The organism is Streptomyces sp. B21-105, from assembly GCF_036898465.1.
Classification (GTDB): domain Bacteria; phylum Actinomycetota; class Actinomycetes; order Streptomycetales; family Streptomycetaceae; genus Streptomyces.
In genome coordinates this window covers 548,742-565,108 of the sequence record NZ_JARUMJ010000001.1, presented here as the reverse complement: position 1 = coordinate 565,108, position 16,367 = coordinate 548,742, and the positions used below count along the sequence as shown (strand labels likewise).

12 protein-coding genes and 1 pseudogene are annotated in these 16,367 nt (G+C 73.8%); 3 read left to right on the top strand and 10 right to left on the bottom strand.

Going from position 1 to position 16,367, the window contains the following annotated elements; genetic code table 11:
- Positions 1 to 166: 166 nt before the first annotated feature.
- Together QA802_RS02295 and QA802_RS02290 are read left to right on the top strand one after the other, a co-directional pair.
- A complete protein-coding gene (locus tag QA802_RS02295) occupies positions 167 to 1,150 on the top strand; it encodes an aldo/keto reductase (RefSeq protein ID WP_319165499.1) in 984 nt (327 codons plus the stop codon).
- A gap of 97 nt (positions 1,151 to 1,247) precedes the next feature.
- A complete protein-coding gene (locus QA802_RS02290; RefSeq protein WP_443042066.1) occupies positions 1,248 to 1,745 on the top strand; it encodes a DUF6328 family protein in 498 nt (165 codons plus the stop codon).
- On the opposite strand, the gene QA802_RS02285 is transcribed toward QA802_RS02290, so the two are convergent.
- The 8 genes and pseudogenes from QA802_RS02285 to QA802_RS02250 all read right to left on the bottom strand — a co-directional run bounded on the left by QA802_RS02285 (position 1,730) and on the right by QA802_RS02250 (position 13,182).
- On the bottom strand, positions 1,730 to 2,827 hold the full coding sequence (locus tag QA802_RS02285) for a hypothetical protein (protein WP_443042065.1): 1,098 nt from the start codon (positions 2,825 to 2,827) through the stop codon (positions 1,730 to 1,732). The two genes, QA802_RS02290 and QA802_RS02285, sit on opposite strands and share 16 nt — an antisense overlap.
- Positions 2,828 to 3,002: 175 nt before the next feature.
- Positions 3,003 to 4,664, bottom strand: coding sequence for a serine/threonine protein kinase (locus tag QA802_RS02280; RefSeq protein ID WP_334517731.1), 1,662 nt, complete (start codon positions 4,662 to 4,664; stop codon positions 3,003 to 3,005).
- A gap of 314 nt (positions 4,665 to 4,978) precedes the next feature.
- A complete protein-coding gene (locus tag QA802_RS02275; RefSeq protein WP_334517729.1) occupies positions 4,979 to 5,938 on the bottom strand; it encodes a threonine/serine dehydratase family protein in 960 nt (319 codons plus the stop codon).
- A gap of 91 nt (positions 5,939 to 6,029) precedes the next feature.
- Positions 6,030 to 9,041 carry an ATP-binding protein gene (locus tag QA802_RS02270; protein WP_334517727.1) on the bottom strand — a complete coding sequence of 1,004 codons (3,012 nt, stop codon included), beginning with the start codon at positions 9,039 to 9,041 and terminating at the stop codon, positions 6,030 to 6,032.
- Positions 9,042 to 9,153: 112 nt separating this feature from the next.
- Positions 9,154 to 9,507 (bottom strand): UBP-type zinc finger domain-containing protein, encoded by a 354-nt coding sequence (locus QA802_RS02265; RefSeq protein WP_334517725.1) that lies wholly within the window; start codon positions 9,505 to 9,507, stop codon positions 9,154 to 9,156.
- Complete coding sequence (locus QA802_RS02260; RefSeq protein WP_443042252.1) at positions 9,504 to 10,994, bottom strand: ATP-binding protein; 1,491 nt, start codon at positions 10,992 to 10,994, stop codon at positions 9,504 to 9,506. The genes QA802_RS02265 and QA802_RS02260 overlap by 4 nt, the downstream gene beginning before the upstream one ends.
- A gap of 11 nt (positions 10,995 to 11,005) precedes the next feature.
- Positions 11,006 to 12,681, bottom strand: a pseudogene (locus QA802_RS02255) (NAD(P)/FAD-dependent oxidoreductase).
- A gap of 144 nt (positions 12,682 to 12,825) precedes the next feature.
- Positions 12,826 to 13,182 carry a VOC family protein gene (locus QA802_RS02250; RefSeq protein ID WP_334517722.1) on the bottom strand — a complete coding sequence of 119 codons (357 nt, stop codon included), beginning with the start codon at positions 13,180 to 13,182 and terminating at the stop codon, positions 12,826 to 12,828.
- 62 nt (positions 13,183 to 13,244) lie between these two features.
- Between QA802_RS02250 and QA802_RS02245 the strand changes: the two genes are divergently transcribed.
- Entirely contained in the window at positions 13,245 to 14,117 is an 873-nt protein-coding gene (locus QA802_RS02245; RefSeq protein ID WP_334517721.1) for a universal stress protein, read from the top strand.
- 55 nt (positions 14,118 to 14,172) lie between these two features.
- On the opposite strand, the gene QA802_RS02240 is transcribed toward QA802_RS02245, so the two are convergent.
- A complete protein-coding gene (locus QA802_RS02240) occupies positions 14,173 to 15,408 on the bottom strand; it encodes a DUF4032 domain-containing protein (protein ID WP_334517720.1) in 1,236 nt (411 codons plus the stop codon).
- A gap of 9 nt (positions 15,409 to 15,417) precedes the next feature.
- Positions 15,418 to 16,167 carry an MBL fold metallo-hydrolase gene (locus tag QA802_RS02235; protein ID WP_334517718.1) on the bottom strand — a complete coding sequence of 250 codons (750 nt, stop codon included), beginning with the start codon at positions 16,165 to 16,167 and terminating at the stop codon, positions 15,418 to 15,420.
- Positions 16,168 to 16,367: the final 200 nt, after the last annotated feature.

Sequence of the window (16,367 nt, the reverse complement as noted above, 5' to 3'; positions counted from 1 at the left end):
CGCCGGCATCGCGCTGAAGGCCGCAGCCGAGCGGGCCGGGTTGAGCGCGCCCTGGTCCTGAAGTGCTTCGCCGACCTCGGCGAGTACTTCGGCGACCTCGACGGCGGCCCCGGTGAACGGAGGGCCGGGCTCCGGGGCGGGCCGTGGCGGATGACACACTGACGCCATGGAAGAACGCGAATTCGGCAGGTCCGGTCAGCATGCGTCCGTCGTCGGTCTCGGCACCTGGCAACTGGGGGCCGACTGGGGCGACGTCGACGACAAGGAAGCCCTGACGGTGCTGGAGGCGGCGGCCGAGTCGGGAGTCACCTTCTTCGACACCGCCGACGTGTACGGCGACGGACGCAGCGAGCAGACCATCGCCGCCTTCCTGAGCGGCCGGCCCGACCTGCATGTGCTGGTCGCCACGAAGATGGGCCGCCGCCTCGACCAGATCCCCGAGAACTACGTCCTGGACAACTTCCGCGCCTGGAACGACCGCTCCCGCCGCAACCTCGGCGTCGACCGCATCGACCTCGTGCAGCTGCACTGCCCGCCGACCCCGGTGTACTCCAGCGACGAGGTGTTCGACGCCCTCGACACCCTCGTCGAGGAGGAGCGCATCGCGCACTACGGCGTCAGCGTGGAGACCTGCGCCGAAGCCCTCACCGCGATCGCCCGGCCGGGCGTGGCCAGCGTCCAGATCATCCTCAACCCGTTCCGGCTCAAGCCCCTGGCCGAGGTGCTCCCGGCGGCCCGCGAGGCCGGCGTCGGCATCATCGCCCGGGTCCCGCTCGCCTCCGGCCTGCTGTCCGGGAAGTACACCAAGGACACCGTCTTCGCGGACAACGACCACCGCGCCTACAACCGGCACGGTGAGGCCTTCGACCAGGGCGAGACCTTCTCCGGCGTCGACTACGCCACCGGCGTCGAGGCAGCCGTCGAGTTCGCGGCCCTCGCCCCCGAGGGGTACACCCCGGCCCAGCTGGCGCTGCGCTGGATCGTCCAGCAGCCCGGTGTGACCACCGTGATCCCGGGCGCCCGCTCGCCCGAGCAGGCCCGCGCCAATGCCGCCGCCGCCCGGCTCCCGGAGCTCTCGGACGCCACGCTCGCTGCCGTCCGCGACCTCTACGACCGGCGGATCAAGGAACAGGTCGAGGGCCGCTGGTAGACGAACCCGGCCCGGGGGCGGCAAGAACCGCCGCTCCCGGGGTACTCGCGGTGAGGAGGGGGTCCGAGGGACCACACGAACCGGGAGGACGGCACAGGTGACGGACACGGCGACGAGCGCCGAGCAGCGCACGGGGCGCAACGAGACGGAGGAGGAGAGAGCCGACCGGATGTGGGGGGAGCTCATCCAGGAGATCCGCGTCGCCCAGACGGGCGTCCAGATCCTCTTCGGCTTCCTGCTGACCGTCGTGTTCACCCCGCGCTACGCGGACCTGCGCGACATCGACCAGGTCATCTACATCGTGACCGTGGTCCTCGGCGCCTGTGCGACCGGCGCCCTCATCGGCCCGGTGTCCCTGCACCGCCTGGTCTCCGGACGGCGGGTCAAGCCGCAGGCGGTGCGGGTGGCGTCCAGGCTGACCCTCGTCGGCCTGCTCCTGCTGCTCGCCACCATGACCTCCTCGCTGCTGCTGATCCTGCGGGTGGCCACCCACGACGCGTTCGTGCCGTGGCTGGTCACGGGCGTGGTCGCGTGGTACGGGCTGTGCTGGTTCGTGCTGCCCCTGTGGACCCGGAGCCACTACACCACCGACTGAGCCGGTCCAGCTGCCTCGGGGGCGGCGCCCCGGGCGCCGCGCAGCGCGGTGATGCAGCTGCCGATCGCCTGCTGCAGCTCCTCCAGCCGCTGGACCATGTCGTCCTCGTAGAACTCCTGCGGGTCGACGTCGTCGAAGGTCAGCTCCTCGAAGACCTTGGTCGCCCGCTGGAGGCTGCTGTAGAACTTCGTGCGCCGCTCCTGCACCCGCAGCCCCGGGTCGGCCTCGACGGTGTCCACGACCAGGCTCTTCAAGGTGTCATAGGCGTCGTTCGCCCACTCGCCGGAGTCCTCGCCGTCGTCCAGCTCGTCCAGCAGCGAGAGGTGCCGCTCGGCCTCCCGGCGCAGCTCGGCGGGCGCTTCGAGGGTCTGCCCGGCGGGCGTCCTGATCCGGCCGGACTCGGCGATCTGGCGTACATAGCCGATGCGGTCGGCCGAGCGGCTCTCGGAGGCCACGGCCTTCTTCAGGTCGTCGGTGCGCACGACGTCCCGGGCCAGCTCGTGCTGCAGCTCCGGGTCCTCCCTGACGCGGTCCAGGAGGGCGGCGCGGGCCGCGCGGGCGGTCGAGGGGTCGGCCAGGATCGCGGCCCGCAGGGCGGTGGGGTTCTCCGCGACCTCCAGCGCCTTCGTCGGCCGGATGCCCTCGGCCTCGGCTGCCTCCGTGATCGCGGCACCGCGCTCGGACGTGGCGCTGGAGCGCGAGACGTAGTACGTCAGCCAGACCTCGGCGTCCGGCAGCTCGACCTCCTGGCCGGGCGCCAGCTCCTCGAAGTGCGGGACGAGACCGTCGTCGGCCGCCCGGTCCCAGGCCTTGTAGAACCGCAGGACGCGCTCGGGGGAGCAGCCGGCCAGCCCGGCGAACTCCTTGGCCGACACCTTCGGCGTCTCGTCGGCGCTCTGCCCGCCCGGCCGGACGCTGCGCGCCACCAACAGGCCGAAGGCCCACCCGCCGGTCCGCGCGTAGACGCCGAACTCGCGGGCGTCGCGCGCCACGAGGTCGGACAGGGGCGCGGGGAACGTCGGGGCCGACGTCCCGGCGGGCGCCTCCTCGTCGGTCTCGGGCAGGTCGATCGCCAGGGTCACGGGTGGCTCTCCTCCACAGGCTGCCGGCCGCGGATCGGCACCGCGGACGTCCGGAACGGCAGCCTATACGCGCGCCCCGGCCGGGCCGGGGCAGACCCGCGCGCGGGCCGGGCGTCCGCGCGGGAGGAGACGGGCGGCCGGCGACCGGGAAGGGCGGCCGGCCGCCCTCACGGCACTAGGCGGCCGAACCCGGACGGAAGGTCTTGAAGAACGTGTCGAGGGCCTGCCGGTCGGCGCTCGTGTTCCACTCCGCGGCGGGCGTCGTCCAGCGCAGCGAGAAGCTGCGGTGCCCGCCGAGCAGGAATCCGCGGCCGAACGTGCGTTCCTGCCCGGCGGCGCCGTCGGCGAGCCATTCCATGTCGGCGCCCTTGTACCCCTGGTACGTCGTGGCCCTGATCTCGCCGATCCGCCGGAACCCCGCGGTCCGCCGCAGGTTGGGTTCGACGTCGTCGCGCCAGACGGCGACCGGGTCGGGTCCGGCGCTCTTGCTGTAGGTGATCGCGAGGGTGCGCGGGTCGCCCTTCGCGCCGAAGGTGACGCGATAGGCCCCGTCGGAGGCGCGGGCGGTGTCCAGCCGCTTCCAGCCCTTGGGCAGGGCCACCGAGAAGCCCTCGTCGGCGCGGTAGACCCGGAAGCCGTCCGGGAGGGCGTCGGCGGTGGCGGGCGGTGAGGGCGTGGGCGAGGTGCGCGGGGGTGTGCTCGGGGACGGGCTGGCCGGCGCGGTGGGAATGGGGGTCGGTGTGGGGGCCGGGGCCGGCGTGGCGGGGGCTCTGTCGCCGGGGTCCTTGCCCGGCCCCGTGGCGGAGACGGACGGCCGGGCCTGCGCGTCGCCCGCCGCCGTGTTCTCGCCGTCGGGCATGCTCTGGGCCACGGCGAGGGCGGCGAGCGCCACGGTGACGACGGCCAGCGCCGTCCCGGCCGCCATCGCCCGGCCGCTCCACTGGGGGCCGACGTGCCGTGCGGCGATGCGGAAGCGGCGCAGCCCGGGAGCGGGCACGGCGGCGTGCGGGTCGTCGTCCAGCAGCCGGGTGAGGGACTGGCGCACCACCGTGCGGGTCAGCCGCTCCCGGGAGTCCTTGCGCAGCAGCCCCTGCACGACCGGGGTGAGGGAACCGGCGCGCAGCGGGGCGCGCAACGGCAGCCTGTCCACGCCCTTGAGGGTGGCCTCGGGCCTGTCCCGGTCCCGGTACGGCGGCCGTCCCTCGACCATCGTGTAGAGGAGCGCGCCCAGCGCCCACAGGTCGGCGGCCGGGCCGATCCGCTCGTCGCGGGCCTGCTCGGGGGAGGCGTACGACGGGGCCGCCACGCGCGGGGCCAGGGTCGCGCCGGCCAGCCCGAACCCGGTGAGGACGAGGGGACCCTGGCTCCGCACGAAGATCTGGCCGGGGCTCAGCTCGCCGTGGGTGATGCCCTCACCGTGCGCGACCTCGAGCACGTCGAGCAGTTGCAGCCCGATCGCCGCGGCCCTGCCCGGACTGAACGCGCCCTTCTGTGCGATCAGCTGGCCCAACGGGAGGCCGTCGATCCATTCGGTGACGGTCCACAGGGACCCCTCCTCCTCCAGGGCGTCGACGACCGAGGCGATCCGGCCCGGGCACAGCCGGGCCATCGTCTCCGACATGCGCAGCACCCGGTCGGCGGCCTGGCGCGCCTTCTCCTCGCCCTGGTCGACGGGCAGACCGATCCTGGTGACCAGGCAGGGCCGGGCCGACCCGGTCTCCTCCACGTACTCGCCGTACCAGCTGACGCGGTTCGTCTCCCGGTGGACGACGTCGAGCAGCCGGTACCTCCCGGCGACCCACTCGTGCGTGGAGACGTGCGTCTTGACCATGGTCATCCCTCGTCGAAACCGCTGTCACTCACCTTTCCCAGTGGTACGACCGACGTGAGGGGGTCCGTTCAACGGGACGGCAAGTCGGCCCGATTCCTGTCCTTCATTCAAGAAAAGACTTCACCGTGGGTCGAGTAGATGTGCGAGAAAAGGGAATTGGCGGACGCCGGCCCGGTTCGCACCCGTCCCCTCCTGCGGGTGTAACCACCGGTAAACAGGACCTGCGGGTCTCCTCGGGCGTCCGGAAAACGACCTTCTCGGCCGCCGCCCATTCCTGATCGGCGGCCTCGGGCGGTTTTCCGCTTCTCCGGCGAATCGATTCAGCGCATCTCGAACCGGTCTGTCCAAGCCCTCATGTCGGAAGTGGTCGCGTTGCCCCCGCAGACCACCAGTCCCAGCCGTGCCCCGTCGCCGACCCGCTCGACGACCCGCCGGGCCGCGGGCAGCAGACAGCCGGCCGCCGGCTCGGTCCACACCTTCGCGTGCTCGGCCAACTCCACGCACCCGCGCACCGCCTCCCGGTCGGAGACCGCCAGCACCTCGGTGACCAGCGCGCGGACATGGTCGTACGTCAACCGCGAGACGCTGGGCGCGCTGAGCGTGGTGACGATCGACGACAGCGCCACCGGCACCGGCCCGCCCGCCGCCAGCGCCTGCGACATCGCCTGCGCGCCCTCCGTCTCCACGCCCCAGACCCGCACCTGCGGGCGGCGCGCCCGCAGCGCCGCGGCGACGCCCGCGATCAGCCCGCCGCCCCCGATGCTGACCAGCACGTCGGTGAGCTCGTCGGCGTCGGCGGCGAGCTCCAGTCCGACGGTGCCCTGCCCGGCGACGACCAGCGGATCGTCGAACGGGTGCACCAACGTGAGGCCTTCGTCGCGCAACCGCTCCACCAGCGCGAACGCGGTGTCCATCCCGTCGGTCAGCCGCACCGAGGCACCGGCCGCCTCCGCGGTCTCCACGGAGCGCGCGGGCGCCGAACGCGGCATCACCACCGTGGCCTTCACATCCAGGGCGGCCGCCATCACCGCGAGTGCGACGCCGTGGTTCCCGCCGCTCACGGCCACCACCCCGGCGGCGCGCTCGGCCTCGCTCAGCGACAGCAGCTTCGCCGTCGCGCCGCGCGCCTTGAACGAGCCGGTGCGCTGGAGGAGTTCGAGCTTCATGGTCACCGGGACGCCGAGCAGGTCCGACAGGCCCGGGCTCGGCACGGTCGGGGTGCGGACGACATGTCCGGCGATCCGTTCGGCGGCGGCTTCGATGTCCGATATGCCGATCAAGGCAGTCACCCCTCTGCGCGGTCGGGAAGCGGACCGCGCCTTGGCTCTTCGTGTCCTCGCACCCTCACCCGGCGCCGCCGTGCGGGTCAACTCACCGAGTGTCCTCGCGGGTCCAGTCCGACGCGCCGGCCTCCGGCTCCAGCAGCCGTTCGCGGTAGGCGATCGCCACCGCCTCCGTGCGGCTCGCCGCACCGAGCTTGGCGAGAATGTTGGAGACGTGCACGCTCGCCGTCTTGCCGCTGATGAACAGCTCCTCGCCGATCTGCCGGTTGCTGCGGCCGAGCGCGAGCAGCCGCAGCACCTCCTGCTCCCGGGCCGTCAGCGACGTCGGACGGTCCCGGGCGCCCGCCGGTCCCTCCGCGAGGCGACCGCGCCGGACCAGGGCGTCCGCCCGCTCCCGCAGCGGGCCGGCCCCCAGCCGCACGGCCGTCTCCCGGGCCGCCCTGCCCTCGACGGCGGCCTCCTCGCGACGGCCGGCCGCGAGCAGGGCCTGCGCGTACCGCAGCCGGCACCGCGCGAGCTCGTACACGTCGCCCCGGTCGAACGCCGCGACCGCCCGTTCCCACAGCGCCGGGTCCGGTCCGGCGGCGGCCCAGGCGCCCTCGGCCTCGGCGCGGGCCAGCCAGGCGCGCCCCTCCGGCCCCAGCGGCACGCCGACCCCGCCGCGCAGGGCCACCGCTCGGGCGGGCTCCAGGAGTTCGGCGGCCACGGCCGCCCAGCGGCGGGCCCCCGCCTCGTCACCGGCGTGCCGCGCCGCGTCGGCCGCGTCGGCGACGGGCGTGAGGGCGAGCGCCGTGAGCCGTACGGTGGCGTCGGGAGGCGTCCCCGTCTCGTCCGTCAGGGACTCCACCGAGGACCGCAGCCGCGCCACCGCCGCCTCCGGGTCGCCGCTCGCGGCCGCCGCGTCAGTCAGCACCGTGCCCGCGACGAGCGCCGCCATCCAGTCGAAACGCCCCCCGAGCAGATTCCGGGCCCGTTCGACAGCGCTCCGCTCGCCGCGCGCGAGTGCCACGTACAACGCGGGACCGACCGCGAAACCGCCCGAGGCGGGCAGCACCGCGAGATCGGCGGCCGCCGTGCGCAGACACTCGTCCCAGCGGCCCAGCGTGTAGAGCACGAGCAGTTGGAGGTAGCGCATCTCCAGCGGGTACGGGGAGGACAGCAGCCCGGCGCGGCGGGCCCGGTCCAGGCCCTCGGCCAGCCAGGGCAGGCACTCCTGCGGCTCCCCGGCCTCGTAGGCGCCGATGGCCAGGGTGAACAGGGCGCGCATCTCCACGGAGGCGTTGCCGCCCCGCCGGGCCAGCTCACGTGCCTGCTCCAGACGGGCCCGGCCCTCGGGGGAGCGGCGGCCCTCGCCCTCCAGATTGGCCAGCGACACCAGCAGGTCGGCGCGCGCGTCCGTCAGGTCCAGTCGCTCCGCGACCTCCAGCGCCTGCCGGGCGACCCGCCGCGCGGTGCCGAACTCACCGACCTGACGCGCCGCCAGCACATGTGTGGCCGCCGCCCACACCCAGGTGGGCGAGGGCGGTTCGGCGGGGATCATCGCCAACGCCTCGCTGCTGTAGGCGAAGGCGGCCGACAGACTGTCCACGTTGATCAGGGTGCCCGCGAGTGTGTACCGCACCCGGGCGGCGAGTTCGGAGTCGGCGTCCTGGCCGATGCCCGCGAGCGCCGCCCGGGTCAGCGAGACCGCGCGATGCGCCTCTCCCGCGTGCGCGGCCGCCGCCGAGGCACGCAGCATCAGCGTGACCCGGTCGGCCCCCTCTCCCGACGGCAGCGCCTCGGCGGGCACCGACTCCCACAGGTCGAGGACGGACTCCAGATGGCGCAGTTCCTCGGCGGGCGCCCCGACACGCTGGGCGTGGTCGGCGGCCTCCAGTGAGGCCGCGAGGGCCTCGCGCAGGTCGTGGCTCTCCCGGTAGTGGTGCGCCCGCTCCGCCGCCGTCTCGGCGCGCCGGCCCCGGCCGGCCAGCAGCCGGGCGAACGCGCCGTGCAGCCGGGCCCGTTCGCCCGGAAGCAGATCGGCGTAGACCGCCTCGCGGGTGAGCGCGTGCCGGAAGGCGTACGTGCCGTCGTCGCCCGCGGCGAGCAGCCGCCGGCCGACGGCCTCCCGCAGCGCCGACTCCAGCTCGTCCTCCGGCAGGCCCATCGCGTCCCGCAGCAGGGCGTGCTCCACCCGTCGGCCGGCGACGGCGGCCGTCCGCAGCACCTGCTGCGCGGCCTCGGGGAGTTGCTCGACACGGATGAGCAGGAGATCGGCCAGCCCGCTCGGCATCCCGTCGGCCTCCGCGCCGGCGGCCGCCGACAGCTCCTCCGCGTAGAACGCGTTGCCCTCCGCGCGCGCCACGATCCCCCGCACCGTGGCGTCCGGCAGCGGGCGTTCCTCCAGGGACCGCACCAGACGGGTCACCTCCGCGTCCGCCAGCGGCCGCAGTTCCAGCCGGTCCACGGCCGGCAGCCGTACCAGCTCGGCCAGCAGCGGGCGCAGCGGATGCCGGCGGTGCAGGTCGTCCGCACGGTAGGAGGCCAGCACCGCCAGCCGGTGGCCCCGCCCGTCACCCGCCGGCCGTTGCAGGAACCCGCGGCTGAGCAGGAAGCGCAGCAGGTCCCGGGAGGACTGGTCGGCCCAGTGCAGGTCCTCCAGGACGAGCAGCAGCGGAGCGGCCCGCGACAGGTCGGCGAGCAGTGCCGCCATCCCCTCGAACAGCCGCAGCCGGCCCTCACCGCCGGCGGCGCGGGCGGCATCCCCCTCGTCCGGCGCCGCGCCGGAGCCCGCGCCCAGCAGCCGGTCGACCAGCGGGTGTGCGGAGAGGACGGCGGTGAACCGATCGTCGGCCGCCAGCGCGCCCAGGATCTCGGTGAACGGCAGATACGGCAGGCCCACGTCACCGAGGTCTACGCAGTGGCCGGTCAGCACGGTCAGGCCGGACCCCGCGGCGCGCGCGGCGACCTCGCCGAGCAGACGCGTCTTGCCGACGCCCGCGTCCCCGGCGAGCAGCACGGCGCGCGCCTCGCCTTCGCGGGCGCGCTCCAGCACGCCGAAGAGCCGGGCGAGTTCCTCTTCCCGGCCGATGAACGGAGTGCTGAAAACGGTCTGCGACACGCCTCCATCCTGGCACGCGCCACCGACGAGGCGGGCCGCGACCAGGGACGGAGACCGGGAGCGAGGACGCAAGGGAGGCCAGGAGCGGGGCAGGGAGCGGGGCCCGGCGGCGTCAGCGGTGCAGCGCTCGCGCCCAGTCCTGCGGCACCCGCCCGGCCGGCCCCGGCGCCGGCTGGTCCGCGGGGTGGCTGACCGGCGGGGCCAGTTCCGGCCCCGACTCGTAGAGCTCGTCCGAGGAGTAGTCCCAGAACCACTCCTCGCCCGGCTCGAAGCTGCGGACCAGGGGATGCCCGGTGGCCTTGTAGTGGGCCGTGGCGTGCTGGGCGGGGGAGGAGTCGCAGCAGCCGACGTGCCCGCAGCTCGCACACCGCCGCAGGTGGAACCACCAGCCGCCCGCGGCGTCGCAGTCGACGCAGCCGTCGCCGCTGGGCGGGACGCTCGGGTCGATGCCGTCCACGTCGGTCATACGGGCTCCTCGGCGGTCTCGGGGGTGTCGGGGGTCTCGGTCCCGGGGTCCTGGTCGCCGTCGGCGCTGGGATCGGGGGCGGTCAGCGGCAGCAGGACCTGGAAGCGGGTGTCGCCCGGCGCGGACTCGACGTGCAGGTTGCCGTGGTGCTTGTTGACGACGATCCGCCACGAGATGTCCAGGCCCAGGCCGGTGCCCTCGCCGACCGGTTTGGTGGTGAAGAACGGGTCGAAGATACGGCCCCGGATGTCCGGCGGGATGCCGGGGCCGGTGTCGCGGAACTCCACCAGCAGCCGGTCGCCCTCGCGCGCGGTCCGCACGGTCAACGTGCCGTCGCCGCCGGCGCTGTCGACGGCGAACACGGCGTTGTCGACGAGGTTCGTCCACACCTGGTTGAGCTCGGCAGGGTAGGCGGGGATCTTCGGCAGGGTCCGGTCATAGTCCTTGACGACCTGGATGCGCCGGCCGATCTTGCCGCCGAGCATCAGCAGGGTGGAGTCGAGGAGTTCGTGCACGTCGACGACCCGGTAGGGGGCGCGGTCGAGCTGGGAGTACTGCTTGGCGGCGTCGACGAGATGGGAGATGCGGTTGGTCGAGTCGTCGATCTCGTCCATCAACAGCTCGGTCTCGACGGTGTAGTTGAGCCATCCGATCGCGCCCGGCAGGATGTCCTCGTCGACGGCGTCCGCCACCTGCTCCAGCCAGTCCACGTCGAGTCCGGCCTGCACGAAGGTCGGCGCGATCCGCCAGCCCTCCGCGATGTCGTGGTCGTCCAGCCAGTCGGTGAGCGCGTCCTCCCGGTCGGAGGCCTCCAGCGGACTCAACGTCGGTGCCTTGGCGACCAGTTCGGCCGTGCGCTCCTGGATCTCGATCAGCCGGGTCAGCGCCGCCGGGTCGTAGCCGCCGGAGGCGATCACGGCCAGCTTGTGCCGCATCTTCGCCACCCGTTCGCGCAGCGTGGCGGTGGCCCGCACGGCCGCCGCCGCCGGGTTGTTCAGCTCGTGCGTGAGACCGGCCGACAGCGAACCCAGCGCCAGCAGCCGTTCGCGCTGGCCGACGGCCCGCTGGGTGTTCTTCGAGCCGAAGAACAGCCCCTCCAGCAGGTGGGCAGCCATCGGGAACCACTCCTGCATGACCGCCGAGAACGACTCGGCGGGCAGCACGAAGAACCGGGTCGGCTCCGTCACCCGCATCGAGTTCTGGTAGACCTGCGGCACCCGGTCGCCCAGGTAGGCCTGCATGGCCCCGGCGTACACCCCGCGCTGGGAGGTGCGACTGACCTCGATGTCGTCCCCGCCGACCCGCCGGTACATCACGACCGAGCCCTCGATCATCACGTAGAAGCAGGTCGCCGGATCGCCCTCGGTGTACACCGGGCCGGGCTCGAACTTCTCCACCCGCCCCTCGCCGCACAGCCGTCCCAGCTGGTCGGGGGAGAGCTTCTCGAACAGGAACAGCGAGCTGATCTCGCCCGGGCTGCACGGCATCAGCCGCCCGCTCACGACTGCTCCAGGTAACGGTGGACGAGCATCACGGCCATGGCTCCCTCTCCGACGGCGGACGCGACGCGTTTCGCGGACTCGGCGCGCGCGTCGCCCGCCACGAACACGCCGGGGATGTTGGTCTCCAGGTGGTACGGCGGCCGGTCCAGCTCCCAGTCCGCCGGCGGCCGCCCGTCCGGTGTGAGGTCGGGGCCGGCGAGGATGAACCCGCGCTCGTCGCGCAGCACCGCGCCGTCCAGCCAGCCGGTCAGCGGGGCCGCGCCGATGAACACGAACAGCCACCGCGCGTCGACGAGTTCACGCTGCCCGGTGGTCACGTCCCGCAGGGTCAGCTGTTCCAGGCGCCCCTCACCGTGCGCGCTCTCGACGACCGTCCGGCGCGCACCGAGATGTTGGGCGCCTCCTCGATCTGCTGGATCAGGTAGTGCGACATCGACGCCGCGAGCGACTCCCCGCGCACCAGCAGCGTCACGGACTTGGCGCCCCGCGACAGGTACATCGCCGCCTGCCCGGCCGAGTTGGCGCCGCCCACGATGTACACGTCCTGCCCCTGACAGGAGGCCGCCTCCGTGAGCGCGGACCCGTAGAACACCCCGCAGCCGGTCAGGTCGTCGCAGCCCGGGGCCGCCAACTGCCGGTAGGACACGCCCGTCGCGAGGATCACACTGTGCGCGGCCACCGCCGAGCCGTCCGAGAAGCGCACCACCCGCGCGGACCCGTTGACCTCGAGCCCGGTCACCTCGCGCGCGGTGAGGATCTCCGCGCCGAACTTGGCGGCCTGGCGGCGCGCCCGCTCGGTGAGCTGACCCCCGGACACCCCGTCCGGGAAGCCCAGGTAGTTCTCGATGCGGGAGCTCTGCCCGGCCTGTCCGCCGGTCGCCGAGCGTTCCACGAGAACCGTCCGCAGCCCCTCGGAGGCCCCGTACACGGCCGCGCCGAGCCCGGCCGGGCCGCCGCCGATCACCACCAGGTCGTAGAACTCGGCCGTCGGCGTGGTCGCCAGCCCCACCTGGGCGGCCAGCTCGGGCGCGTCCGGTTCGACCAGGGGGGTGCCCTGCGCGGTGACCACCAGCGGGAGCCGCTGCCCGTCCACGCCGGCCGCGGCCAGCAGCCGCTGCCCCTCGGGTTCGTCGGCGGAGTACCACCGGTAGGGCACCTGGTTGCGGGCCAGGAACTCCCGCACCTGGGAGGACCGCGCCGACCAGCGGTGCCCGACGACCTTGGTGGCGGGCACGGGCCGGTAGTCACTGGCGCGCCAGGCGTCCAGCAGGTCGTCCAGGACGGGGTAGAGCTTCTCCTCCGGCGGGTCCCACGGTTTCAGCAGGTAGTGGTCGAGGTCGACGACGTTGATCGCGTCGATCGCCGCGCTCGTGTCCGCGTAGGCGGTCAGCAGCACCCGCCGGGCGCCCGGATACACGTCCAACGCCTGTTCGAGGAACTCGATGCCGTTCATCTGCGGCATCCGGTAGTCGGCCAGGATCACCGCCACCAGGTCGCCGCGCAGCTTCAGCTCGCGCAGCGCCTCCAGCGCTGACTCCCCGGACTCGGCGCGCACGATCCGGTACCCGGCGCCGTAGCGGCGCCGCAGATCACGGGCGACGGCACGGGATACCCCCGGGTCGTCGTCCACGGTCAGGATGACGGTCCGCGCCGAATCGGCGGCCTGTGCCATACGTCTCCCACCCCGAGAGGGTCGTCGCTCACGACGGCACGGCGAAGCCCGCGCCGGATGTGCCCATCGTATGTTCGACGGACGGGGTCCGCTCGGAGTTGTCCCGGGACCGTGCACTGCCGGCACAGCGCGGGGCGCGCTCGGTCAAGGCGTCCGCCGTGACGCCAGCACGCAGAACTCGTTGCCCTCCGGGTCGGCCAGCACCACCCACGTCTGCTCGCCCTGGCCGATGTCCACGTGCCGAGCCCCCAGGGAGACCAGACGGGCGACCTCGGCGTCCCGGTCGTCCGGCCGGAAGTCCAGGTGGAGCCGGTTCTTGACCGTCTTCGTGTCCGGCGCCCGGCCGAACAGCAGGCCCGGCAGCCGGTCCCGCTCCGGCCGGATCTCGTACTCGTCGGCCGATTCGTCGACCACCACCCATCCGAGGGCCGCCGCCCACCAGCGCCCGAGCGCCACCGGATCGGCCGCGTCGACGATCACTTGCTCCCACTCCAAAGCCATGCCCGCAGCGTAGTGAAGACTGGGGCCCGACGGATGTGATCACGACACGAGGAGGCGGCGGGATGACGGGCCCGATCACGGCAGGGGTCGACGGGACGGACGAGAGCCGCGCGGCGCTCGCCTGGGCGGCCCGCGAGGCCGTCCGGCGCGACCTGGAGCTGCGGGTGGTGCACGCCTGGCGGTTCCAGCCGAACGCGGCGCAGGACGTGGCCGGCCGGGACGCGCAGGAACGCTGGGTGCGGGACGCGGCCGGGCGGGCCGTCGCGGAGATCGCCGAACGGCACCCCGCGCTGGCCGTAGCCACCGACGTGCGGGAGGGCGGCCCGGTCGAGACGCTGGTCGCCGCGGCGGCGGAGGCGGAGCTGCTGGTGCTCGGCTCCCGCGGACACGGGCCGGTCGTGGGGTTCCTGCTGGGCTCGGTCGGGCGGCAGGTGATCGCCGAGGCCGCGCGCCCGGTGGTGCTGGTGCGGGCGGGCGACCGGGCGTCGGCCGAGGCCGGCGGACAGGAGATCGTCGTCGGTCAGCAGGGCGAGCCCGAGGACAGCGCCCCCGCCCTGGGGTTCGCCTTCGAGACGGCCGCCGCGCGCGGCGCGGCGGTGCGCGCCGTCCGGGCCTGGACGCTGCCGCCCGTGTTCGCCTACAGCCCCGGCTCGCTCCGGCTCGCCGACGAGGCCGGCGGTCTCGAGCCGTACGAGAAGAACGCGCTGGCCGCCGCCCTGGAACCGTGGCGGAAGCGGTTCCCGGACGTTCCGGTGGTGGAGCACGTGGAGATGGGCAGCGCCGGGCAGGTGCTGCTCTCGGTGTCCGGCCGGGCGCAGCTGATGGTCGTCGGCCGACGCGCCCACCGCACGGCCGTGGGCGCCCGGATCGGGTCGGTGGCGCACGGCGTCCTGCATCACGCGGACTGCCCGGTCGCCGTCGTGCCGCATGGCTGATTCAGGGCTGCGCAGGGCTGACGCAGGACTGCCGTAGGGCTGAGGCGGGGCCGGCTCACTCCGGGAGCGTCGGTTCCAGGGTCTCGCGCGCCTTGGGCAGGATGTTCTGGATGTAGTCGGCGACCACCGTGTCGACCCCGATGTCGTGCTGCGCGCGCTCCGAGAGGTACCAGCGGTGCTCCAGCAGCTCGTGGTAGATCTCCGCCGGGTCCATGGAGCCGCGCAGCTCGAGGGGGACCTCGCGCACGGTGGGCCGGAACACGTCCCGCACCCAGCGGTGCGCGAGCACCTCCGGGCGGGCCGCGAGGGGGTCGCCCGGGGCGTAGTCGTCCTGGGTGGCCATCCAGCTCTCGAGGTCGCTGAGCAGCCGCCGGGCCTGGTTCTCCTCGGTGTCCAGACCGGTCAGGCGCAGCAGCTGGCGCTGGTGGTGGCCGGCGTCCACGACCTTCGGCACGAAGGCCACCGAGTCACCGTTGGAGGAGTGCTCGATCTGCATCTCCGCGACGTCGAAGCCGAGTTCGTTGAGCCGGCGGATGCGGCGCTCGATGTAGTGGTACTTGCCCGCCGGGTACACCGAGGTGCGGGTCAGCTCCTGCCACAGCGCCCCGTAGCGGCCGCAGATCTCGGTGCCGAACTCGACAGGGTCGACGGACGGGTGCAGCGCCCCGGAGGCCTCCAGGTCGAGCAGTTCGCCGCTGATGTTGACCCGGGCGAGCTCGAGGTCGTAGTCGCGCTGGCCGGGGCTGAGCTGCGGGTGCAGATCACCGGTCTCGGCGTCCACGAGGTAGGCGGCGTAGGCCCCCGCGTCCCGCCGGAACAGCGTGTTGGACAGCGAGCAGTCGCCCCACGCGAAACCGGCCAGGTGCAGCCGCACCAGGAGCACGGCGAGGGCGTCCATCAGCCGGTGCATGGTCGCCGGGCGCATCGTCGTCTCGAACATCGACCGGTACGGCAGCGAACCGCCCAGATGCCGGGTGACCAGCACCGGCTCCAGATCACCGCCGCCCGGTTCGGTGCGCCCGGTGACCACGGCCAGCGGGTCGACGGAGGGGATGCCGAGCCGGTCCAGGTCGCGCAGCAGCTCGTACTCGCGCAGCGCGGGCCGTTCGGCGAGCTCCTTGACGGCGATGACCTCGTCGCCGGCCCGGGCGTAGCGCACGACGTGGCGGGAGATGCCGCGCGGCAGCGGGACGAGGACCTCCTCGGGCCACTCCTCCAGGGGCAGGTGCCAGGGCAGCTCCAGCAGGAGTGCCGGGTGCTCCGGGTTGGTGGCGCTGATCTGCAAAGCCATGGCCCGACCTTAGACGGCGCGTTCGCGGGCCAGCTCGGCCGCCGCCCGCACGGACCCCTCGTGCAGCGGGCCGTGCCCGGGCAGCAGCCGATCGCCCGCCAGGCCGCCGATCACGTCCAGCGACGCCACCGCGCGGGCCCGCTCGTGGTGGAACATGTCCGGCAGGAGCTGCGGCCCCTTCACCCGTGAGGTCGCGTGAGCGCTGACCAGCGCGTCGCCGGAGACGACGATCCCGGCCTGCGGCAGGTGGTACACCGTGTGGCCGTCGGTGTGGCCCGGGGTGTGCACGGGGACCGGCTGGCCGGGCAGGTCGAGTGGGCCGTCGGTGACCGGGAACGCCTCGGGCGCGGTGACCGGGTGCTGCTCGGTGCCGCCGGAGCGCAGCACGTGCACCAGCCACGGCACGACACCGGGCCGCCAGGCGTTCCTGAGGACCGCGCCGACGCTCACCTGCTGGAGGAACTCCCGGCGGGCGTGCGGGACTTCGGCCTCATGCAGATAGACCGGAACGCCGTACTCCGAGCGCAGGTGTTCGGCGGAGCCCAGGTGGTCGTTGTGGGCGTGGGTGATCAGCACGGCGGCGAGCGCCTCGGGTGAACCGCCCACCGCCGCCAGGGAGTCGAGGACCTGCTCGCGGTCACCCGGGTAACCGGTGTCGATCAGGGTGAAGGCGTCCCCCTCGCAGAGGATCACCCAGTTGGTGTGCGAGCCGTGCACCAGGTAGGTGCCGTCCGCCACTTGCCGTACGTCTGCCCGCATGGCCGTCCCCGTGTCCTGGAGGTTCGTTGTCCTGGAGGTTCGTGCTCGACGGGGGACAGCAAAGCAGATCACCGGACGGATGCGGACGGCGGGGCTCCGGGTAGGCCGCAGCCGTGGCCGGCCGCCCGCGGCGGGCCGCCTGAGGTCGATGCTCCGCCCGCGCCCGGTCGTCACCGCACTCCGCGCGACCGTCACCGCAC